The following is a 22,426-nucleotide window of genomic DNA, read 5'->3' as shown; positions in this document are numbered from 1 at the left end:
TCCATATGATAGTTTATACCATTCTAATCTTTATAATTGCACTACATTTGCAGTATTTGTGTAAATGAAAATCCTCAAAAACAAGACGATACAATTAATTGTGAAAAAGAAAATAGTCAGAATAAAAGATATTGCAGAAAAAGCACAGACATCAAAGGGGACAGTTGACCGCGTACTGCACAATCGGGGCAGAGTGGCCGACGATGTAAGAGAACGGATTCTGGCTATTATTAAAGAATTAAATTATGAACCCAATCTTGTTGCTCAATCATTAAAATCCCAACGGACATTTAATATAGCTGCACTGATTCCTGATCCGAATGAGGATTCTTATTGGGAAGCGCCAAAAAAGGGATTGGAAAAAGCGGAAAAAGAATTAAGGCAGTATGGAATAAATATTGCGAAGTTTATCTTCAATCCTCATGATGAGCAATCCTTTATTGCAAAAGCGAAGGAAGCTTCAAATGAAAGCCAGGATGGCGTTTTAATTGCACCTATTTTTTATAAGGAGGCTTTACCATTTTTTGAGCACTGGCGAAATCTAAATATTCCATATGTACTATTTAATACGCAAATTGAAAGTGTAGTCCCACTTTGTTACATAGGTCAGGATTCTTACCGAAGTGGTTTTCTGGCTGCTAAAATCCTGAGTTTCGGATTGCCTTTTTCGTGCACAGTATTGGTTGCACACATTAATGAAGACATTCCCAATTCCGCCCACCTTATTACCAAAGAGGAAGGTTTCAGAAATTACTTCCAGCAGGACGGGCGTAATGCCGAATTCAAGATTATAAGTGAAGCGATTAATTATCTGGAGAGCGGTACCATTGATATTCATCTTGATAAAATCCGGCAAGGTGAACCTGGCCTTTCTGCAATTTATGTCACGAATTCAAAGGCTTTTGAGGTAGCGGCATATCTGGAACGAAATAACCTGAAAGATATAAAGCTGATCGGTTACGATTTGCTGGCGCCAAACCTGGAATATTTGAATAAGGAAATTATCAATTTTCTTATTAACCAGAATCCATTGGGCCAGGGTTACTGGGGCATTCACCAGCTAGCCAACCATTTAATATTCAAGAAAGAAATCCAGCCGATAAAGTTTCTTCCTCTTGATATTATAACCAAAGAGAACCTGGACTATTATCTGGATCCGGCAGGATGAGTAGGGAGTAGGAAGTTAAGAGTTCAAGGTAAAATAGTTAAGTGCGGTGGCTGTTTAGTTTATAGTAAGACTTGCCGCCACAAAAAGCGTTATGGGTTTTTGCATTGCAAATTGGAGAAGCCTTTGTCACTTGTATCAAATCTCAGCACCATCTTCAAGACTATTTCAAGATTTGCCTTTGTGCAACTTTTTTTACTTTATAAACTTTTTCTCCTGATCGCCCAATGCGTAATATCTGTATAATTGTTACCAAAATAAAGCCTGAAAAATTGTAGGACTTTCAGTGTAAGAAGTTGCAATGTCATCGATAACCACTTGATGAATGTCTGGAGTTAACAACTGATATTCTTGAAAAGTAAGTTCAATTATTTTCGCAATCTCTGAAATCCACTCTGTCTCCTCTTTGTAAACGAGAGTATATCTGATTTGAGGTTGTTCATTCAAAAAAATATCAGCGATATGATAAGACCAATATTTCGCTATTACGCTAATAGATACAGAAATTACCACCCATTCGTTGGCATAACCTTCTGGCTTAATGCTAAATTCAAGATGATACGCTGGAACATCGCCTAAAACAGAATAGTCGCCGATCCGCTTATTAAACATATTAAGTTTTAATTCTACAATCTGACTTTTAAAATCCACCCAGAGCTTATTATTCGTCCTGGCTTCGAAACAATATTGCTTTCTTAAAAGATACTCTTTCGATTCGTAGTACTCTTCAAGGTGTACAGAGAGAAAATTTCTTGGATAGAAATTATAGACCAGCGATTTAATATCCTTTTCTTTCATTACGGACACACTTTATCAAAGTCAGGCATACTTAGAGGAGTTTCTGAGTTAACATCTTTGGTATTCTACACTTTTACGGTATAATTTTCAAAGCCCTATTTATATTGATTACATTAAATCGTAGGCGGTTGGGTGAAATTAAACCTTACATGTATTTTTCGTTAGCGATTGTAGAGTAGATACTAAAAAGAAAACAGCAATTTAATATCCTGTTTTCTTTTTCTCACTTCATATTTTCTAAACTTAAAGCTCCCCAAACTGACTATACATTTCTTTTAGTTTTGGCTCAGTTTCTTTTGCCCGTATGTCTTTACGTAAAGCGGTTACCCCCTGAATATCAGTTAATAGGCCAAGTGCCTGAAATGCACCGAATCTTACAAAATAGGAGGGGTTTTCTCTTGCGAGACCTTCCAGGACGGGGATACTTTTACGCTGTACATCCTGTTTTGATTTGATCAGGTATTTTCCAAAAACCTGCAAAAAGTTATACTTTTCAGTAGGTTTCATTGGCTTCATTTTTTCTAAAAACCAGTCGTAACGTTCCGGCTGAGCCAAACCTGCGTAATAATTAGCAACCGAAGTAACGATAGCATCATTCGGTGAATTTTCAAATCTGGTGGCTATTTCATTCGCATCAGAAGGTTGTCCCATCAGGTATTTTTCCATGGCTACAGACACAACCTGGTAAGAGCTGTCTTCGAGTGCCTGTCGGTAAATACTGTCACTGTTATTATCTCCATAGGTAGAAAGTGTAATGATCGCTTCGGATCGAACCTGTGGATTCGGATCCTTACGCGCCCTGTCCTGGATAATTTTTTCTATTTCTATAAAACCCTGCCCATCATATTCTGAGAAATTAGAAATCGCCATTTGCCGTAATTTCCAGAAAGGATCAGTCATCGCTTTTATCAATACGCTTTTTACGGTCGTATCTGCCAGCTTTCCTTCCAGTTGTGCCAATGCCTCATATTTAGCAAGAAAACGATCTGCATTCCGATATTGAAATACCATTTCGCTATTTGGCTTTTCATGTTCTACAACGCCAAGAAGCTGCGCTTCTGCATCAAAAAGAACTAAATCCGGTTTTTTTGCGGCAGGGAATTCAAGAGTCTGGGTGGTTTTATCAATCAGGGCATCATAACGATTTTTCTTTCCATTCACCCAAACATCTACTTTTAAAGGCAATCTGTAAACCGTGGCAGCAAGTGTATCCTGGGTCTGTTTAATTTTTAAAAGGATTTTCTTAGTTGCCTGTGAATATTCCTGAGTAATTTTTATTTGCGGATGGCCAGGCCTGTGAAACCATTCATCGAAAAACCAGTTTAAGTCTTCCCCGGTTACTTTTTCAAAGGAAATGCGCAGATCATCTATTTCGGCAGTTCCAAACGCATGTTTTTTAAGGTAATTCTTTAAAGAAGCAAAGAAAGCATCGTCACCTACATAAGTGCGTAACATGTGCAATATCCGTCCGCCTTTCGCATAGGAATGACTGTCAAACATGTCTTCACGGCTTTTGTAAAAATAACGGATCATTGGAACCTGCTTGGTTTCAGCTTCTGCAAGATATTGTCTCATTTCCTGCATATTCTGCCAGTCAGCCTCATTTTTTCCATTGTTATATTCACTCCACAAATATTCGGAGTAATTAGCAAAAGATTCGTTAAGTGGAAGTTGTCCCCATTCTTCACAAGTCACATAATCACCAAACCATTGATGGGCGAGCTCGTGGGCAATTACAGCATCAGAGTTTCCGTCAATTAAAGACCGAGTATCATTCTGTACACCTTCTTCATGCACAGTTGCCGTTGTATTCTCCATAGCACCTGCTACAAAATCCCTAACAGCAACCTGGGCGTATTTTTGCCATGGGAAATCAACCCCAAATATATTTGAGAAAAAAGCGATCATTTCCGGAGTTCTGCCGAATATCGCCTGTGCATCAGCACCATATTTTGGTTCTACATAATAACTTACTTCCAGTCCGTTCGGCATCAAATCTTTGGCAACAGCAAAATTTCCAACAGCAAGCATAACGAGATACGGAGCATGCGGAAGATTTTGTTTCCAGTGATCCGTCCGCATTCCTTTATCACTCTCTTGTGAGATCAACAGGCCGTTAGACAGGGTTTTATATGTGCTGTCAACGGTAATGTAAATATCCTGGGTGAATTTTTGATTCGGAGCGTCAATGGTAGGAAACCAGCAGGAACTTCCTTCCGTTTCACCTTGCGTCCAGATCTGTTTTGGTTTGCCTTCATCCATACCATCTGCATTAATGAAGTATAGGCCTTTGTCGGTAGGATGGTCTCCTGGTTGGTCACGGAGAACGTCATTTGGTTTGGCAGAGTATTCTATTTTTATATAAACTGTATCTGTTCTGGTGTAATTTCGTCCCAGTTTTACGATCAGTTTACGTTTATTATACACAAAATCAAGCTTTTTAAGGATCAGTTTATTGACCTCAGTTAAGGTAACCTGTCCGTAATCTGAAAGTGAATCCAATAACGAAACATCCTTTATATCAAATCCTTTTGCATCCAGTTCGAGCGTATTTTGCGGATAAAAATGAGGGCTGAATTTAATGATCGCAGTGGCTGGTACCTGTTGCCTCTGCCAGTCGAAGCTAACATCCAGCCTTGTATACAGGATGTCATTTTTCATAGCACGTTCAGGCATGTACGGCCCTTTTGGGGTTATCATACCTGGGTTTCTTCGGTACAGTGTATCCGCTGCAACCTTGTTTCCGCCAGCCTGGGCTGAATAAGCTGCAAAAAAGGCTATTATTCCTAAAAATATCCGGAAGCTGTGTTTCACAAACCAGTTATTCGTTTTATCGGTCATATCCGCTGATTGTGTGGACATAAAGTTGAAGTTGTTCAAAATCAAATTAGTAAGTATGTGTTTTAAACATGATACAGATATTAAACCCGGGCCATCAGGCCGGTTTCTGCTGCTCTTCTTGCAGGAATATAAGATACTGCAAGGGTTATCATAACGATGATTGTTCCTGTAAAAAATATATCGCTCCAAATTAATTTAACGGGATAGGCGTCAACCAGTGAACTTTCCATTCCCATTGAGATAAATCCGTATTGCATTTGCAGCCAACAAAGAGTTATGCCACACAGTAAACCTACCGAGGCTCCGCTGAAAGCCACAATGGCTCCTTCGGCCAGGAAAATTTTTCTTATCAGTGCTGGTGTTGCACCCAATGCATATAACATGGAAACATCTTTTTTCTTTTCAATAGCAAGCATACTCAGCGAAAAGAAGATATTGATCGCCGCGACCAGAATTATTAAAGATAATGTAACCGCAACGAAAAGTTTTTCAACTCTGATAGCTCTCAGTAAATCAGCATTAAGGGCGTCCCGGTCTTTTACCACATAATTTTTTCCCAGTTTGTCACCCAATACGTTACTAACCTCTTTTTCAGAATATCCGGGAACTGTTTGTATTTCCAAAGCCGAACGTTGTCCCTGATATTGCATCAGAGATTCTACCACCGCCAAAGGAGCGATGATATAATCGTCATAACGAGTTTCGATAAAGAAAATGCCACCCGGCCGTATGGGTATCTGATTAAAAGCTTCCGACGAAGTTATATTGAGTGTTTTGGTTCCTGATCTTGGATAGAGCAACTCAACTGGTGTAAAAATTTCTGCCAGGGAAATAGATAAGGCATTTCTCACTCCTTCAGCAATAATAGCGTATGGAGTTCCATTGGTGCCATACAATCTCAGAGAACCTTCAATAAGTGCTGTATCTAATTGTCCTTTTTCAATAAAAGTACTGTCTACGCCTTTCAGGCGAATAATAGTTTGTTGGTTTCCATATCGCGCCAATGCATTATCTTCAATAACCTGTGTTACAATTTTAACACCTTCAACCGATTTAATAACCTTCATCAAGGAATCGGAAATCACAAATCTTTTTCCTTCAAAAGGTGTGATTTTGACATCTGAATCAAAAGTTTTAAATATTTTACGGTTCAGGTCCTCCATCCCGTTAAATACTGAAAGTACTACCACCATCGCCATCGTACCAACCGCCACACCAGTCATTGCAATACGTGCAATCAGACTGATAAAACTGCGTTTGTTGCGTGAAAAGAAATATCTTTTAGCGATTCGGTATGAAAGATCCATGGTCAGGAAATGGGAGATCAGTTTAGTTCTTCATCTTTTTCCTCAGGCTGTTCTTCATCTGGTTCGGCTGGTGGGATGACCAGGTCAGAAAACAGCAATTCCATTTTTGCTGCGTATTCTGCTGTATCATCAAGATAAAACTGTAAATGAGGAATGATCCGCAACTGATGACGAACTCTTTCAGCAAGTTTCTGACGGATAAAACGGGTGTTCTCCTTAATGGTTTCAAGAAGGAAATTTTTATTTTTATCAGGTAAAAAACTCAGATAAGCGCGTGCAATTCCCAAATCAGGTGTTACGTGAACTGCGGTAATGGTTATAAACGATCCTATTGTTAAATGCTGGGCATCTTTTTGGAAAATTTCACCCAGATCCTTCTGAATCTGTCTCCCTACCTTTTGTTGTCTTTTTGTTTCCATTTTATTATTGTACGGATTTGTGTGTGGTACCAATCTGCTTCTGCGAATGAGAATTACCTGACAATTATCCGTTATTTCTTATTTAAATAACCACAAATATCCATACTTATTTTGTTTTTGTAGAACCATGCGTTGTAATTTCGTGAAAGTTATTCTGACAGGATACATAACCAAGTCATTTATTGTTAAGTTTTTTCAGAGTTAATGCACGATATCAGACGGTCAGTCTGGTAGTATTTTTTTTGCTGTTAAGGCTTCCGTTTTTTTTAGGTGGCGCTCCATTGCTCATTCCGGAACTTAGCTGGATGCTGGTCGGAGAACAGATGCATCGCGGCTTTATGCTCTACCGCGACGTGTGGGACAATGTCAGTCCATTTTCCGGTTTGGTTTACTGGCTTCTTGACTCACTTTTTGGGAGAGAACAATGGATATATCAATTAGCTGCAGTCGCTGTTTGTATCATTCAGATCCTGTATTTTAATTATGTAATTCATGCGCGTGAAGTTTTTCCTGAACGAACATTTATACCGGGTGCCCTTTATGCTTTATTTTTAAATATTTCTTTCGATCTCGGTACTTTGTCACCGATGTTAATGGCAAATACCTTTTTATTGTTTGCTTTTGGTTCCATTGTTAAAATACTGGTAAAGCGGGAAGTTACTAACCAGGTTTTCGAAATGGGTTTGTATATCGGTATAGCAACCTTGTTTTACCTGCCTGCTTCAATATTTATGATATGGGCTTTTCTGGCTTTGCTTTTTTATACAGGATCCACCATCCGGCATCATTTATTAGGCGCATTTGGTTCTATTTTTCCTTTATTAATGGTAGTGCTGTTTTTCTATATGAACAACGGAGTGGAAAGCCTGAACAGGAATTTACTGACTTCTGTATTTCAGGTGAAACAGTATAACCTGAATGATTTTTCTTCGCTTCTGGCATCTCTCTTGCTGCCTCTGGCATTTGGAATAATGGGCTATATGCGGATATTTACTACTTTACGGTTTGTGAATTATCAGACCAGGATCCAGCAGGTAATGGCTTTGTGGTTTATAGCAGGCGTATTTACCATTCCTTTGATGCAATATCTGGCACCCATGCAGTTTGTGATTTTTATACCGCCGGCTGCATTTTTTGCCACACATTATTTCCAAAGTTTCAAAAAGAAAAACTTTGTTGATGAAATACAATTTATGGTTATGGGGGCTGTAATCCTGATTATTCAATATCAGGGGTTGAGAGGGATTTTACCTGGTGTGTCCATGGGCAAGCTGGAAAATCTAAGAGTTAAATCTGCGGTTTTACCTCCCGACATACGTAAAAAACGGATTCTTGTATTAGGGCAGCATACAGGGGAATATGTTGACAATTTTACGGCTACACCTTATCTCAACTGGGATCTGGCCAGTTACGATTTAAACAATCTTGATAACTTCGACAGTGTAATACATGTATATGCCAATTTCAGAAAGGATCCGCCTGATTATGTCATAGACAAGACCAATATTATGCCGAAACTATTGAATCGTGTTCCGGCATTACAAAAACAGTACGTTCAAAGCCCGTGGAAAGGGATTTACGAACGAAAAATCTAATCAGCCTGAAATTTTTTTAACAAGCTATTTTATCAACACGTGTCTGGTGACGACCGCCTTCAAATTCTGTATTTAAGAATGCCTGGATACTCGCTAATGCAATTTCGAGTTCAATAAAGCGTACAGGAATACAAATCACATTGGCATCATTGTGCTGGCGTGCGAGTGAAGCCAATGGCAAATCCCAAACCAATGCAGCCCTTATTCCCTGATGTTTATTGGCAGTAATGCAAACGCCCTGCCCGCTCCCGCATAAAAGAATTCCTTTTTCAAATTCTCCTTCCTCAACCCCGCTTGCTACCGGATGAGCAAAATCTGCATAATCAGCAGAATCTGCACTGTATGTACCAAAATCTTTTACCTCAAAACCGTTGGTGGTAAGCCAGTTAATAACAGGTTCTTTATAAGGAAACCCTGCATGATCAGAGCCAATAGCAATTTTTCTCATTACTTTTTTGTTAATTGTGTCCCCTTAATATAAACCATTAAGTGGCGTATTACGTGTTTTTAGTCTTAAAAGTATCGTGGTGCAAAGTTAATACTATCTGGTCAACAACTAAATTGAGTACAAAAAATATGAGTGAAGAAATAAAAGCAAGTAATTCAGAATTAATTGACGTATCCCTTCTTAATCCTGCGGTTCCTGAAGATGAAAAAAGAATAAAAGAAGCGTTTGAGGACAGAAACTGGAGTGAGATAAAAAGTGCCGATTCCTGGGTGATTTTCAAGGTCATGGCAGAGTTTGTTGAAGGTTTCGACAAGCTGGCTAAGATTGGCCCCTGTGTTTCGTTATTTGGTTCTGCACGAACAAAAGCAGATAACCCACATTACAAAACAGCTGAAGAAATTGCGGCCAAACTGGTTCGTCATGGATACGGAGTCATCACTGGCGGTGGTCCGGGAATTATGGAGGCCGGTAACAAGGGCGCGCGTGAACAAGGTGGTAAATCGGTTGGTTTAAACATTAAACTGCCATTTGAGCAGCACAGTAATATTTATATTGATCCGGACAAGAATATTAATTTCGACTTTTTCTTCGTCAGGAAAGTCATGTTTGTGAAATACTCCCAGGGATTTGTAGTGATGCCGGGTGGTTTTGGAACACTCGACGAACTTTTTGAGGCAATGACACTAATCCAAACCAAGAAAATCGGCCGTTTCCCAATTGTACTTGTCGGAAGCACTTACTGGTCAGGTTTGATTGACTGGATTAAAGGAACAATGCTTTCAGAAGGCAATATCAATGCGGAAGATTTAAAGCTGATCAGCATTGTGGATACACCGGATGAAGCTGTAAAGGTTATTGACAATTTTTATTCAAAATATTTATTGAAACCTAATTTTTAAAGAAGGAATAAAAGTAATATTGAAAGAAGTAGGAAAGGGAACTGTGAAATAGTTTCCTTTCTGATTTAAAGCCTTTTACTTATCTCTCATATTGCCATGATCAATATCTCTTAAATTATATGGGTGGTTAACCAAACTAATAAACTTGCATCATACAAATGAATTTTGGGATCAGTTGTCATAATTGATAATTCTTTTATTTGAGCTGTGCCACTAAGAATTCTGTCAAAAGGATTTTTTTGGTGAAAAGGTAAATCCTGACTGGTACCTTTAATTCCGGGAATACAAGATAAAAACTCAAACTTTTCTTTTGTCAATATTCAAGATAAGGCCGGATCTTCTCTAACGTTGCATCATCCATAATCCTCACTTTTTTCAAATCTTCTGCCGATGCATACGAACCGTGCTGAGTTCTGTAATTTACTATAACTGCGGCTAATTTCTTATTTCTCAAATAAGAATGACTGCCTAACTCTTCAACAGTAGCTTTATTTACATTGATTTTTTTAACCGGGCTCAAAACCTTGGCATACCGGTAAAGTTCCGACATAGCTAATGAGTCGAGTCCGTAAATTTCTGAAAATTGGGCAGCCGAATGAAATCCTCCGATTGCATCCCTGAATTTCAGAATACGCAAAGAAAGCTTGGTACCAATTCCTTTCAATTTAACAAGTTGTGTCGTGTCCGTGGTATTGATGTCAAAGGGAACTATGGCGGGTTTTACATAAGATTTAGATTCCTTGCTATATGAATTCGCATAGGTTTTCGGAGTAGAACCCGTTACATTGGTATAAGACTTTTGCGTTAATGCAACTGTTTTGGATCCGGATTGTGGTAAGGTTATATAAGGCTCAAGATTTTTGTAAAGGTCAGCCGGAAAATCGTAGATGTGCAGTAAATCTTCTTTTTTCGGAATTTTCCTCCTTTGTTACGGTATTTGTCAATTCTTTTAGCAAGAAATGCAGGGATTCCTAATTCTGTGAACTGATCCGTAGTTGCCTGGTTGGGATCAAATGAGAAAAGTCTGACTGCACGTTCAGGTGTTTTGTTGTAATCTGATTTTGGATAAAACTTTTTTCTTCATCCACATTCACATTTTTACTCAATTCCGTAGCAATGCTATCCAGTTTTTGGGTACTTACAGGTTCGGACGAAATGGGGAATAGGGGCAGAATCCAGCGCCTGAAAACAAATGGAGTCCATATTAAGAAGAAAATGAACACCATCAACACCAGAGCCCCGCGTGCTTCTTTTCTTGAAATACCAAAAAAAATCCTGTAACTGAGTTATAAATCGCTTTATCATTGTCAGAAGGTTAAGAGAGTCCAAGCCTTTGACGCAGAAAAACTAAATTGGTTTCCGGATTTTTAAGGAAGAGTTTTCAGAGATCATTCAATTCACCGCAACGTATTTGTTCTCATTTCGTTCAAATCACCTTCCCATTCAACTATTCCGCTTAATTCCATTGATTTTTGACGATTTATTGAATTTATCAATTCAGTCAATGCCAAATCAACAATTTCTCTTTTAGTGCGAAGATTTTTATTGAAACGTCTGATTTTTTCAATCTTTTTCTGATCAATTTCTACTTGAACTTTCATAAGAGGGTTTCAATTAAATGTTTTGAAATGTACAAATTTTATACACATACACATTCATTGCCATCAAATTCCCTAATTTTGCCGGTTCTAGTTTAAAAACGGCTTGTCGTTTCTAATTTCCTTTGGTCACAATTTATTTAAATAAGTATAAAGTATAATGAGCCAGGCACCTGCGACTTCTTTACAAGACATTATCGGGCATGCAAAAGAATACGGTTTTGTATTCCCCTCTTCCGAAATATATGATGGTTTACAAGCTGTTTATGACTACGGTCAGAATGGTGTTGAATTAAAAAATAATCTGAAAGCGGCATGGTGGAAAGCAATGACGCAACTGAATGACAATATTGTAGGGATCGACGCAGCGATATTTATGCATCCGCTTACCTGGAAAGCGTCGGGCCATGTTGATGGTTTCAACGATCCGATGATCGATAACAAAGAATCCAAAAAACGTTACCGTGCGGATCAATTGCTGGAAGGAAAAGCTGAACAATATGAAAAAGATGGCGAGCCGGAAAAAGCAAAAGCGTTACTGGCAGAAATGGGCCGTTTACTAAGTGCTGAGGATTTGAATGGTGTAAGGGATCTGATCATTGCTGAAAATATAAAATGCGCGGTATCAGGTACTGCAAACTGGACAGAAGTGCGTCAGTTTAACCTGATGTTCAGTACGCAGATAGGTTCTGTGGCGGAAGATTCCAGTATGATATACCTACGCCCGGAAACAGCACAGGGTATTTTTGTAAATTTCCTGAATGTACAGAAAAGCGGACGGATGAAAGTCCCTTTCGGTATAGCGCAAATTGGAAAAGCATTCCGTAACGAAATTGTAGCCCGGCAGTTTATTTTCCGTATGCGGGAATTTGAACAAATGGAAATGCAGTTTTTTATTCGCCCTGGTACTGAAATGGCCTGGTACGAGTCATGGAAAGAAACGCGTATGAAATTCCATCAGGCAATTGGTTTGCCAGCTGCCAAACTTAAATTTCATGATCACGATAAACTGGCGCACTATGCCAACGCAGCCGTGGATATTGAGTATGAATTTCCTTTTGGATTCCGTGAAATGGAAGGTATCCACTCGCGTACTGATTTTGACCTGCGCAACCATCAGGAGCTGTCGAAGAAAAAACAACAGTATTTTGATTCTGAACTGGACGAAAATGGTAAACCTTTTGGTAATTACATTCCATACGTAGTCGAAACTTCGGTGGGAGCAGATCGTCTTTTTCTGGCTGCATTTTGTAATGCTTATACGGTCGAAACGGTTGGTGAAGGAGATACGGAGAAACAAAGAACTTACCTGAAATTGCATCCGGCGCTGGCACCATTTAAAGTGGCTGTTCTTCCTTTGGTAAAAAAGGATGGATTAGCCGAAAAAGCACAGGCTCTTGCAAATTCTTTAAAATCCTCGTTCCGTACCACATATGACGATGGTGCGGCAATCGGAAAACGTTATACACGCCAGGATCTGATCGGAACACCTTTTTGTATTGCAGTGGATTATCAAACGATGGAAGACGATACTGTCACGATCCGCCACCGCGACTCAATGGAACAGGAAAGGGTTCATATCAGCGAGCTAAAAGAAAAAATTGGTTATCTGGTTTCAATAGAAAGAATTCTGGAAGCAATTTAATTAAGAAGGAAGAATAATTAATGTACAACTTACAATTTTCAAATGATCATTATATAACCCTAACATTGAAAATTGAGCATTGAGTATTTATTTAAAAAATACAAAAGTCTTAAAACCGGAAAAGGCCTTGCATCTGCGAGGCCTTTTCTGATTTTATATTAAGTTACGTTCAGGCAAGCTTAACATTAACTGCATTCTGACCTTTACGCCCTTCCTGAAGATCAAATGTAACATCGTCGTTTTCACGAACTTCGTCAACAAGGCCTGAGATATGTACGAAATAATCTTCTCCTGTTTGAGTATCCTTAATAAATCCGTACCCTTTTGAGTCATTGAAGAATTTAACTGTTCCTTGATTCATAATAAATATAATATTGAAAATTTGATAAATATACAAAATAGGGCATACAGTTACAGGTTTTTACTTTTATGTAAAATTTCTTCAATGACTAAATCTTCAATACGAACAGAGTTTGTTTAAACATATTTTTTTCGTTTCGGGCAATCTGCCTACCTTTGCGGTTTATATAGCATTTACATGACAGAACAGATTCTGATTTTAGATTTTGGCTCCCAATACACGCAGTTAATAGCGAGACGGATTCGTGAGCTTAATGTTTATTGTGAAATACATCCTTACAATAACTTCCCCGAACTTACTCCCAATGTCAAAGGTGTCATTCTTTCCGGCAGCCCCTGCTCGGTTCGTGATGAAAATGCACCGACTATAGATTTTGATAAATTCAGGAAAAAAGTACCCGTTCTTGGCGTTTGCTACGGTGCACAGCTGATGGCATTCATGTTGGGTGGTGACGTAAAGCCATCACAGCATCGCGAATATGGGCGAGCGCATCTTAAAATTGATGATGTCGATTCTTCCCTGCTTGCCGGATTATCGTCCTCATCCCAGGTTTGGATGTCTCATGGTGATACCATCGTTAGCATTCCGGAAAATTTTCACGTGATTGCGTCTACTGAGACCGTTCATGTTGCAGCGTTCAAAATTGAGGATGAACTTACGTACGGAATCCAGTTTCATCCGGAAGTAACACACTCGGCGGAAGGTAAAAAACTGATGTATAATTTTGTTGCCAAAATTTGTGGCTGCAAACAGGATTGGACCTCTGAATCTTTTGTAGAACAATCTGTCAGCCATTTGCGCAGAACATTAGGCAATGATCGTGTTGTAATGGCACTTTCGGGTGGGGTTGATTCCACAGTTGCTGCAACTTTGGTACATCATGCCATCGGTAAAAACCTGTATTGTATTTTTGTAGACAACGGATTGCTTCGTAAGGATGAATATGAAGAAGTACTTCATTCTTATCTTGATATGGGGCTGAATATTAAGGGTGTAGATGCTAAATCCTTATTCTACGATTCATTAGACGGACTTTCTGAACCGGAAGCGAAGAGAAAAGCAATTGGTAAATCATTCATTGAAATATTTGATCAGGAAGCGCATTTGATCGAAGATGTAAAATGGCTTGGACAGGGAACGATTTATCCTGATGTAATCGAATCTGTTTCGGTTAAAGGGCCATCTGCCACGATCAAATCGCATCATAATGTAGGTGGTTTGCCTGATTTTATGAAGCTGAAAATAGTAGAACCGCTTAATACCTTATTCAAAGATGAGGTAAGGGCAGTAGGCAGGACATTAGGAATATCTGAAAAGATCCTGGGTCGTCATCCATTTCCTGGTCCTGGTCTGGCAATTCGTATTTTAGGAGAGATCACACCCGAAAAAGTAGCTATCTTACAGGAAGTTGATGCTATTTTTATTGGTTCGCTGAAAAAGTGGAATTTATACAAAGAAGTATGGCAGGCCGGAGTAATGCTTTTACCTGTTAAAAGTGTTGGTGTAATGGGTGATGAAAGGACTTATGAAAGTGTGGTTGCGCTACGGGCCGTAACATCCGTAGACGGAATGACGGCAGACTGGGCACATCTGCCATACGATTTCCTTGCCGAAGTATCGAATGATATCATCAATAAAGTAAAGGGAGTTAACAGAGTTGTTTACGATATTTCCTCTAAGCCACCGGCTACAATTGAATGGGAATAATATAAATGCAATTAAGTGAAAAGGGGAAAACAGATTTAAATCCGTTTTCCCCTTTTTATATCAAAAATATAGTTGGATCAGGATCGACCTCCGACTCTGCCACTTATTAAGCTTAGTACAAATAATACAAGGAAAACAAAGAATAAAATTTTAGCGATACCAGCTGCACCAGCAGCAATCCCACCAAAGCCAAGTACTCCGGCGATAATGGCAACAATCAGAAAAATAACTGTCCATTTAAGCATAATTGACAAAAGTATTTAAAGTTCGTAAATAGTTATACTGATGTATTACCATTTTTATGCCAGATTATAAACGATAATAACTGAATTCATTTAGCTTTAAAAATCAAATTTTAATAGAAAAAATCATATTTTATGTAGAGATTCATGCCCATTATAGTCGAAATAATGTGCACGTTCAGCTTACTCGTTCCAACGAAAATACTGGGGGTCTTCTGAGAAATTTGTTTTTGCCCTGTAATCTTAGAAAAATAAAATCAATCAAATCATTTGGTGTATTTTGCAAGTTATTTAATGTACGATCAAAATAATTGGAATGAAAAAATTGCTTGCAGTCGTTTTTATTAGCGTATTCTATTATAATCACCAGGTAACAGCACAGTCGGACAGATGGCAGCAACGGGCCAAATATCAAATGAATATTGATTTTGATGCTTTGAAACATCAATATAAAGGTTCTCAAAAACTTGTCTACACCAACAATTCCCCGGACACACTTACGAAGGTATTTTATCATTTGTATTTGAATGCATTTCAGCCGGGAAGCCAGATGGATGTTCGTTCCAGGATGATCAGCGATCCGGATCCCCGTGTAAAAGACAGGATTTCAAAACTGTCGCCATCTGAAATCGGTTACGAAAAAATTATTTCTCTCAAACAAAACGGAAAAGCACTGAAGTATGAAGTCGTTGGAACAGTGCTTGAAGTAACGCTGGCTGAAAAAATCCTGCCTAAAACACAGCATACTTTTGATCTTGAATTTGAAGCTCAGGTTCCTGTTCAGATTCGCCGTACCGGTCGGGATAACAGCGAAGGTATAGACTATTCTATGGCACAATGGTATCCCAAAATGTGTGAATACGACTATGAAGGCTGGCATTCCAATCCTTACATTGCACGTGAATTTTATGGTATATGGGGAGATTTTGATGTGAAAATTACATTAGATGCATCTTATATGGTTGCCGCTTCCGGTTATCTTCAAAATCCTGATAAAATAGGATATGGCTACGGCAAAAAAGTAGTGGAACACAAAGCTGGTGAAAAATTAACCTGGCATTTCATAGCTCCGGAAGTACATGATTTTATGTGGGCAGCTGATCGGGATTATCAGCACGATGTAGTAAAAGTGGATGATAATCTGGATCTTAACTTTTTTTATCAAACAGACACACTGGCTAATGTTTGGAAGCAAATGGAGCCATATGCGGTGAAGTCTTTTAAAATTATGAATGAAAAGTTTGGAAGATATCCTTACAAGCAATATTCGGTGATCCAGGGAGGTGATGGCGGTATGGAATACCCAATGGCGACTTTAATAATGGGCCATCAGAGTTTTGGAGGCCTTGTTGGCGTAACGGTACACGAATCCATACACAGTTGGTTTCAGGGCGTTTTGGGTACCAATGAATCCAAATACAGCTGGATGGATGAAGGTTTTACCACTTATGCAGAAAACCTGGTTATGGCAGAATTATTTCCTTCCAGGCTGGAGGCACAGCGCACCAGCAATTCGAGTTACCGGTTTCTTGCAAAGTCAGGTACAGAGGAACCGATGACCACGCATGCAGATCATTACAATACCAATCGTGCATATAGTATTGCGAGTTATTCCAAAGGAGCTGTGTTTTTGAATCAGCTCGGATACATCATTGGAAAAGAAAAACTCGAAAGTGGCATGAAACGCTATTTCAACGAATGGAAATTTAAACATCCCAATCCGACTGACTTAAAGCGGATTATGGAAAAAGAGTCTGGTTTGGAACTGGATTGGTATTGGGAGGATTTTGTGGGTACAACCAAAACAATTGATTACGGAATCAAAGAAGTTACACCTGGTGCAGGGAAGGTGGACATAGTTTTAGAAAGAATCGGTCAAATGCCAATGCCTCTGGACATAGTGGTAAGTTACAAAGACGGAACACAGGAAAACTTTTATATTCCTCTGGAAATCATGCGTGGAGAGAAAAAAGAAAGTATTTACACCAAAACGACTTTGCTTGCAGACTGGGGCTGGACGTATCCGGAATACTCATTTTACATTGAAAGAAACCTGGCAGACATTGAGCGTATTGTAATTGATCCAAGCCTGAGAATGGCAGACATTAATCCTGATAACAATACTTATCCCACTATATTAAAGGAAAATCCAAGATTTAAAGGAGAAAAAATGAAGTAGTGAAGTCATATTTGGCAGGAGAATACTTACCCGGAATTTCTCCTGTCAATGTTCAAAAATAAAGCTGCTTCCTGCAGTTATCTACCAATTCTGATAGAAGTACCAACGCGGTAACCCAAACCCTGAAAATCGCTGTCGTGGAACTGAGCTACTAACTCCAGGCGTAATATTCTAAGAATATTATCGATACCATACACGAGTTCAGTATAATTTTTGATGGTTGGCACTTTCAGATAATGTAATTGCAGTGTTTCAGAAATACCGGTGGTTCGCAAAGCTTCTACACGTGTGATCAGGAAATGTTGCAAAGACCAGACTGCATGTGCCTGAAAAAACCATTCAGCCGTACTATACCGATAATATGGAAGCATACGGAACTGGTTAGGCGGATCACCCCATTGCAGAAAAAAGGTATTTCCCATAAAATGCCGGTAATCCTGAAAATAAATATGTTTTTTGCTTAAAAAACCTCCTCCGTTTAAACTGTAATCCAGGTTACTGCGAGGCCCCAGATTTAGATCCTGGCGAATAGTTGCCTGCAAAAATGTATAATCTACATCACCTGCAAATGGAAGCCCGCTTTTGTAATTAGCCGTGAAAGATGGCCCTTTACTCCTTAAATATCTCTTCTCACCATTACGTATCAAATATCTGCGCCATGGCCGGTAGGTAGCAGTAAAATCAAAAAGCAAAGCCTGATGTTCAGGGAATCCTGTATTTGCTAGTTCATTACTGACCGGCCTGTTTGGTGTGTATGAATACTGGTTCCAAAAGAAGATGGGCCTTGCACTTTCCTGATTATAAAGCTCATAGCGGTTTTCATATTCCAGACTGGTAGTAATATTGAGCACATCACTGATATTTCTTAATGAATATTCCGCTTTTACGAATTTTTGCTCATACAATTTCATCAGGCTTCTGTCAAAAAATCGTCCGGCAATACTGTTTGGCAATGCTAAAATCGGGTTGTTTTTATTAAACTGCGTTGCCATTCTCCCTCCTGAAAGAGCAAAATTCCACTTATTATTTCCAAGATTTGTTTCGACGTTACCAAAAAGCTCTTTTCGGCCAAATGAGTAGCGGCCTAGTGGACGAATACTGAATTGGTAAGATTTGCCCCATCTTTTCTGCCATTCAGTGATGATGTTCAATGCATTGCCTTCAACGGCATTATAACTGATAGAAAGAAGAGGACTTTTAAAATAAAATGTATTTCGATTTCCCAAAGAATAGGTATTTCCCGTAATAAGATGAATGGGTTTAAAATAGACAGAATCCGGTCTGGATTTCTCATTCTTTGCGTCCTTTACTATTTTAAGGCTGTCCTGGCTTGTGTAGCTGGAAACTTCTGACGTTGTGAGCGGGATCGGGCGTAAATTTTCCCAGTATGTCGTATCTCTTTTATTAGCCATAGAGTCAATCACAATTGAATCCTGCCTGACCAAATGCCTGCTGCTATTTTCTATTTTATTCTCTTTCTTTTGTTCTTTTTCGTATTTTTTTGTCAGCTTCCGGAGATTTTTTGTAGAAAACTCTTTCTGTTCCTGAATCAGTTTCTCAAGATCCTTTTTCTTGTCAGGAGTAGCAGATGCAATAGGCTCATTTTTATCATCTTTAACAACAATATCTTCTTTCAGACCCGGATCTACGTCGAGTTTATTATAGGTCAGTGAAACCAGGTATCGGAATTCACCGGCAAAACCCAGATAACTTCCGTTGATTTTAAATTGCTGGTTTACAGGCAACCAGACATTCTGAATAGGAGTAAATATTTGTTTTGCAGCAATATTTAATCCACTTGTGGTGGTTTGCAGGTCATAACTGTGTATTGACCACCGGTCTTCAATTATAAAAAGATTCCCTTTAAAAACACCTTCGCCATAGGCTTTTGGAATTACCCTGATTTTGTTGACAATCTGTCCCTGATCTTCGAAATAACCCTGATATTCAAACTTGTAGTAGCTAAATGCCTTTGGAGAAAGCGGAGTAACGGTTCCAGCTATTTCGGGGCTGTAAAGGCTGGCCAGAATGTATTCATTAGGTGACGGAATGCTGTTGTCCAGACTGTTTCGGGTAGAAATAATATGCTGGCTGTAACTGTTAGGACGACGATATTTTACTTCTGCAACACTTTCATTAATGATAGATTTCCCTTCCTGGACTCCTTCTTTTTTCAGGCGTTTTTCAACCAGAAATGGTATTTTAGTGGGTAACGCCGTACTTCTTGAATAAACTTTTGCCGTGTAACCGCGAACCTGTAACTGATGAAAACGTGCTTTGGCAATTGCCTTCCGCATTATACTATATGCAGGGTCTTCTTTACTGCTGCCAACAGTTGCCTCTTTCAAATTCAGCGCCTGTTCTTCCAACTGAATATTAAGCTCTGTAAAATCATCGCCAATAATTACGCTTTTAATTATACTTTTAAAGCCAAGATACTGAAATATAATTTCGTAGGAACCGGCAGGCAATGTAAACTCGTACTTTCCTTCTTCATTAGCCATTGTTCCATTACTGGTTCCTTTTACGGTTATTCCGGCATAGGGAAGTGCTTCGCCTTTTTGCGTTTTAATCTGTCCCTTTATTCCTCCGGCATGTACGCCAGTTACCAGAAAAGAAAGTATGAGTAATAAAGAAGCAAAGTGCATAAGGCTTAATGTATAGTCGTTGTAAAACGTTCTTATATAATTTATTCATGCAACTGATGGCCGCAATTGCTGCAAAAATTAGTATTTACGGGCATTGATTTACCACATGAGAGGCATTCAATCGTGTTCGCCTTTTTTACTTCAGGCTGGTTTCTTGACATTTCCACTGTTACAATACCGGTTGGAACAGCAATAATTGCATATCCCATAATCATTACAATAGAAGAAATGACCTGTCCCAGAGGTGTTTGAGGTGTAAGATCACCATAACCTACTGTTGTGATCGTTACAATAGCCCAATATATACTTTGCGGAATGCTGGTAAAGCCATGTTCTTCTCCTTCAACTACATACATAATCGTACCAATGATGAGTACCAACGCAATAATTGTGAGCATGAAAACAGTAATTTTTTGTAAACTGGCAAAAATGGCTGATTTCAGGACCTGGGCATGGTGTACAAAACTGGTCAGTTTGAGTATTCTGAAAACCCGCAGCAATCGTATGATTCGAATAGTGACAAGAAAATGTCCGGCAGGTAAAATAAAAGTGAGGTAAAATGGGATGACAGAAAGGAAATCAATGATGCCGAAGAAACTGAACAAATATTTAAATGGCTTTGGATGGCTGTAAACCCGCAGAAAATACTCTATTGTAAAAACAACAGTAAAGAAAATTTCCAGGCCGTGCAGATAAGGATGGTATTGGGTTCGTATTTCCGGTACACTTTCAAGACAAACCGTAATAACACTGAGAATAATAAACCACAACAGAAACAGGTCAAATAGTCTTCCCTGTCGTGTATGTGCACCGAAAATGATAATAAAAAGCTTTCCCCGTAAAGAATTACGATCTATTGCCATGACTTGAATGTATCAGTAAGCCGGCAATGTAACAAAAGGCAGGTAATTGCGCAAAAAGCGCCGGAAGTGTAATGTTTTAAAGTTCCTTAACGAAAGGGTAGTTTATGAAGCAAAAAATATAAAAAAACGCCTGAATTCTACATTCAGACGCCAATTTATAGATATTCTCAATGACTAATTACAATCTCCTTCAGGCGTGCATGTTGCCCCATCAGCATAAGAAATTAAAGGAGTCGGGTTTGCTTTTTCCCATTCGGTAAAAGATTTTTCTAAAGCCCCTAAAAATGTTTCCGGCTGCTGCGCACCTGAAACAGCGTATTTGCGGTCTAAAACAAAAAACGGAACACCACGAGCACCAACCTGTTGTGCTTCATAAACATCAATACGAACCTGTTCAGTGAATTTAGTACTTTCCAAAACTGCCCGCAATTCTTCCGAATCAAGTCCTATTTCAATTCCTAATTCTACGAGAGTTTCGTGATCCGCTGTATTTTTCCCATCTGTAAAATAAGCTTTGAACAATTGTTCTTCCGCAGCATCGCCTTTGCCTTTTGTTTTAGCATACTGTACAAACCGATGTGCGTCAAAAGAATTAGCAACTACTGCTTTATCCATATTGTATTCCAATCCGACTTCTGCGGCCATTCCTGTCACGTGATTATTCATTTCCTGTGCATATTCCGGAGACCAGCCCTTAATCTCTGAAATGTAATCGTTTATGCTCCTGCCAGGTTCTGTTTTCATGGCCGGATTAAGCTGAAAACTTTTCCATTCAATTTCAATCTTATCCTTTTGTGGAAATTGTTCCAAAGCGGTTTCAAACTTTCTTTTACCGATATAACAAAACGGGCACATTACGTCACTCCATATTTCGACTTTCATAATCGTATTTGTTTTTATTTTTTTGTGTATAAAACCAGATTTCTTATTTGAAAGAAATCAAATTTCATGGCTAAAAGCTGACCACCAACTGCTGTTAGCTTATTAAATTGATATAAAAAATTCCTCACTGGAACGTCTTACTTTTTTTGCTTTTGCCAGCCCGTCGTTTTCCTGATCACGGTAACCCAGTGTCACTATTACAACACTGCGAAGACCTTTTTCTTTTAACCCAAGAATTTCGTCTAATTTGCCAGCATTAAATCCTTCCATTGGCGTGGCATCCACGTTTTCAGTAGCAGCAGCAACCAATGCATGGCCTAATCCAATATAGGCCTGACGTGCTGCCCAGTTGAAATTTACATCTTCTGACCGACTCAGAATATTGGAACTGATACTTTGCTGATATTGTGCTAATGATTCCAGAGTAACATCACGAGTGGTGGCAATGAGATTTATAAAATCATCAATCTGTTTTGCCGTGATTTTTTCCCAAGCTGCAAAAACTAGCAGATGCGAGGATTCTTTTATTTGCGGTTGCGGAGCAGCGGTATTGAATATTTTTTCTTTTAATTCTTTATCACTTATTACAATTACATTATATGGTTGCAGTCCGGCCGAAGATGGAGATAATTTTATCGCCTCCAGAATGGTATTCAATTTTTCTTCAGGAACAGATTCTCCATTCATTCTTTTAGCTGCGTATCTCCAATTCAGTTTTTCAATTAAATCACTCATTTTTTGTATTTTTAAAATTACGTTACAAACTTAAATAAATATACTATACATTTGTAAGTACTATACAAAAGGATAGTGAAATAAGTTTAAAAGT

Annotated in this window: 21 protein-coding genes; 6 read left to right on the top strand and 15 right to left on the bottom strand. The window is 38.8% G+C overall.

Translation table 11 applies throughout. The features are described from left to right. The first annotated feature begins 64 nt into the window (after positions 1-64). Positions 65-1,168, top strand: a complete 1,104-nt coding sequence (locus tag KZC02_RS09805) for a LacI family DNA-binding transcriptional regulator (protein ID WP_229254132.1) — start codon at positions 65-67, stop codon at positions 1,166-1,168. A 246-nt stretch (positions 1,169-1,414) separates the two neighbouring features. Here KZC02_RS09805 and KZC02_RS09800 read toward each other — a convergent pair whose 3' ends face one another. The 4 genes from KZC02_RS09800 to rbfA form a co-directional block, all read right to left on the bottom strand. Beyond that, the gene (locus tag KZC02_RS09800; protein WP_221393933.1) at positions 1,415-1,963 is read right to left on the bottom strand and encodes a hypothetical protein; all 549 of its coding nucleotides are present in this window, start codon (positions 1,961-1,963) and stop codon (positions 1,415-1,417) included. A gap of 243 nt (positions 1,964-2,206) precedes the next feature. Beyond that, positions 2,207-4,825: a M1 family metallopeptidase gene (locus KZC02_RS09795; RefSeq protein ID WP_229254130.1), complete on the bottom strand. Its 2,619-nt coding sequence runs from the start codon at positions 4,823-4,825 to the stop codon at positions 2,207-2,209. A 59-nt stretch (positions 4,826-4,884) separates the two neighbouring features. Continuing rightward, the gene (locus KZC02_RS09790; RefSeq protein WP_221393932.1) at positions 4,885-6,111 is read right to left on the bottom strand and encodes an FtsX-like permease family protein; all 1,227 of its coding nucleotides are present in this window, start codon (positions 6,109-6,111) and stop codon (positions 4,885-4,887) included. Between the two features lie 17 nt (positions 6,112-6,128). Next, on the bottom strand, positions 6,129-6,530 hold the full coding sequence (gene rbfA / locus KZC02_RS09785) for a 30S ribosome-binding factor RbfA (protein ID WP_221393931.1): 402 nt from the start codon (positions 6,528-6,530) through the stop codon (positions 6,129-6,131). A 182-nt stretch (positions 6,531-6,712) separates the two neighbouring features. Here rbfA and KZC02_RS09780 point away from each other — a divergent pair, with 182 nt between their 5' ends. Continuing rightward, a complete protein-coding gene (locus KZC02_RS09780; RefSeq protein ID WP_221393930.1) occupies positions 6,713-8,125 on the top strand; it encodes a hypothetical protein in 1,413 nt (470 codons plus the stop codon). Positions 8,126-8,141: 16 nt separating this feature from the next. On the opposite strand, the gene rpiB is transcribed toward KZC02_RS09780, so the two are convergent. Continuing rightward, positions 8,142-8,573, bottom strand: coding sequence for a ribose 5-phosphate isomerase B (rpiB, locus tag KZC02_RS09775; protein ID WP_221393929.1), 432 nt, complete (start codon positions 8,571-8,573; stop codon positions 8,142-8,144). Positions 8,574-8,701: 128 nt separating this feature from the next. Between rpiB and KZC02_RS09770 the strand changes: the two genes are divergently transcribed. Beyond that, positions 8,702-9,472 (top strand): TIGR00730 family Rossman fold protein, encoded by a 771-nt coding sequence (locus tag KZC02_RS09770; protein ID WP_229254128.1) that lies wholly within the window; start codon positions 8,702-8,704, stop codon positions 9,470-9,472. Between the two features lie 110 nt (positions 9,473-9,582). On the opposite strand, the gene KZC02_RS09765 is transcribed toward KZC02_RS09770, so the two are convergent. The 4 genes from KZC02_RS09765 to KZC02_RS09755 all read right to left on the bottom strand — a co-directional run bounded on the left by KZC02_RS09765 (position 9,583) and on the right by KZC02_RS09755 (position 11,073). Beyond that, the gene (locus KZC02_RS09765; RefSeq protein ID WP_221393928.1) at positions 9,583-9,789 is read right to left on the bottom strand and encodes a hypothetical protein; all 207 of its coding nucleotides are present in this window, start codon (positions 9,787-9,789) and stop codon (positions 9,583-9,585) included. Then, positions 9,786-10,136, bottom strand: a complete 351-nt coding sequence (locus tag KZC02_RS31670; protein WP_229254127.1) for a helix-hairpin-helix domain-containing protein — start codon at positions 10,134-10,136, stop codon at positions 9,786-9,788. The genes KZC02_RS09765 and KZC02_RS31670 overlap by 4 nt, the downstream gene beginning before the upstream one ends. A 307-nt stretch (positions 10,137-10,443) precedes the next feature. After that, complete coding sequence (locus KZC02_RS31665; protein WP_229254125.1) at positions 10,444-10,698, bottom strand: hypothetical protein; 255 nt, start codon at positions 10,696-10,698, stop codon at positions 10,444-10,446. A gap of 171 nt (positions 10,699-10,869) precedes the next feature. Beyond that, entirely contained in the window at positions 10,870-11,073 is a 204-nt protein-coding gene (locus KZC02_RS09755) for a type II toxin-antitoxin system VapB family antitoxin (RefSeq protein ID WP_221393927.1), read from the bottom strand. A 157-nt stretch (positions 11,074-11,230) separates the two neighbouring features. Between KZC02_RS09755 and KZC02_RS09750 the strand changes: the two genes are divergently transcribed. Then, complete coding sequence (locus KZC02_RS09750; RefSeq protein WP_221393926.1) at positions 11,231-12,715, top strand: glycine--tRNA ligase; 1,485 nt, start codon at positions 11,231-11,233, stop codon at positions 12,713-12,715. A gap of 169 nt (positions 12,716-12,884) precedes the next feature. On the opposite strand, the gene KZC02_RS09745 is transcribed toward KZC02_RS09750, so the two are convergent. After that, positions 12,885-13,076, bottom strand: coding sequence for a cold-shock protein (locus tag KZC02_RS09745; RefSeq protein WP_221393925.1), 192 nt, complete (start codon positions 13,074-13,076; stop codon positions 12,885-12,887). 177 nt (positions 13,077-13,253) lie between these two features. On the opposite strand from KZC02_RS09745, the gene guaA reads away from it, so the two are divergent. Further along, on the top strand, positions 13,254-14,783 hold the full coding sequence (gene guaA / locus KZC02_RS09740) for a glutamine-hydrolyzing GMP synthase (protein ID WP_221393924.1): 1,530 nt from the start codon (positions 13,254-13,256) through the stop codon (positions 14,781-14,783). 77 nt (positions 14,784-14,860) lie between these two features. Here the strand turns inward: guaA and KZC02_RS09735 are convergent, their stop codons facing one another. Beyond that, positions 14,861-15,028: a DUF1328 family protein gene (locus tag KZC02_RS09735; protein WP_221393923.1), complete on the bottom strand. Its 168-nt coding sequence runs from the start codon at positions 15,026-15,028 to the stop codon at positions 14,861-14,863. 313 nt (positions 15,029-15,341) lie between these two features. Between KZC02_RS09735 and KZC02_RS09730 the strand changes: the two genes are divergently transcribed. Further along, complete coding sequence (locus tag KZC02_RS09730; RefSeq protein ID WP_221393922.1) at positions 15,342-17,204, top strand: M1 family metallopeptidase; 1,863 nt, start codon at positions 15,342-15,344, stop codon at positions 17,202-17,204. A 77-nt stretch (positions 17,205-17,281) separates the two neighbouring features. On the opposite strand, the gene KZC02_RS09725 is transcribed toward KZC02_RS09730, so the two are convergent. From KZC02_RS09725 to KZC02_RS09710, 4 genes are all read right to left on the bottom strand, one after another. Beyond that, positions 17,282-19,852, bottom strand: coding sequence for a DUF5686 and carboxypeptidase regulatory-like domain-containing protein (locus KZC02_RS09725; RefSeq protein ID WP_221393921.1), 2,571 nt, complete (start codon positions 19,850-19,852; stop codon positions 17,282-17,284). 41 nt (positions 19,853-19,893) lie between these two features. Then, the gene (locus tag KZC02_RS09720; protein WP_221393920.1) at positions 19,894-20,715 is read right to left on the bottom strand and encodes an ion transporter; all 822 of its coding nucleotides are present in this window, start codon (positions 20,713-20,715) and stop codon (positions 19,894-19,896) included. Between the two features lie 174 nt (positions 20,716-20,889). Beyond that, a complete protein-coding gene (locus tag KZC02_RS09715) occupies positions 20,890-21,597 on the bottom strand; it encodes a DsbA family protein (RefSeq protein WP_221393919.1) in 708 nt (235 codons plus the stop codon). Between the two features lie 102 nt (positions 21,598-21,699). Further along, the gene (locus KZC02_RS09710; protein WP_221393918.1) at positions 21,700-22,332 is read right to left on the bottom strand and encodes an NAD(P)H-dependent oxidoreductase; all 633 of its coding nucleotides are present in this window, start codon (positions 22,330-22,332) and stop codon (positions 21,700-21,702) included. Positions 22,333-22,426 lie beyond the last annotated feature (94 nt).

Source organism: Dyadobacter sp. NIV53 (genome assembly GCF_019711195.1).
GTDB lineage: Bacteria > Bacteroidota > Bacteroidia > Cytophagales > Spirosomataceae > Dyadobacter.
This window is presented reverse-complemented; position numbering and strand designations above follow the sequence as displayed.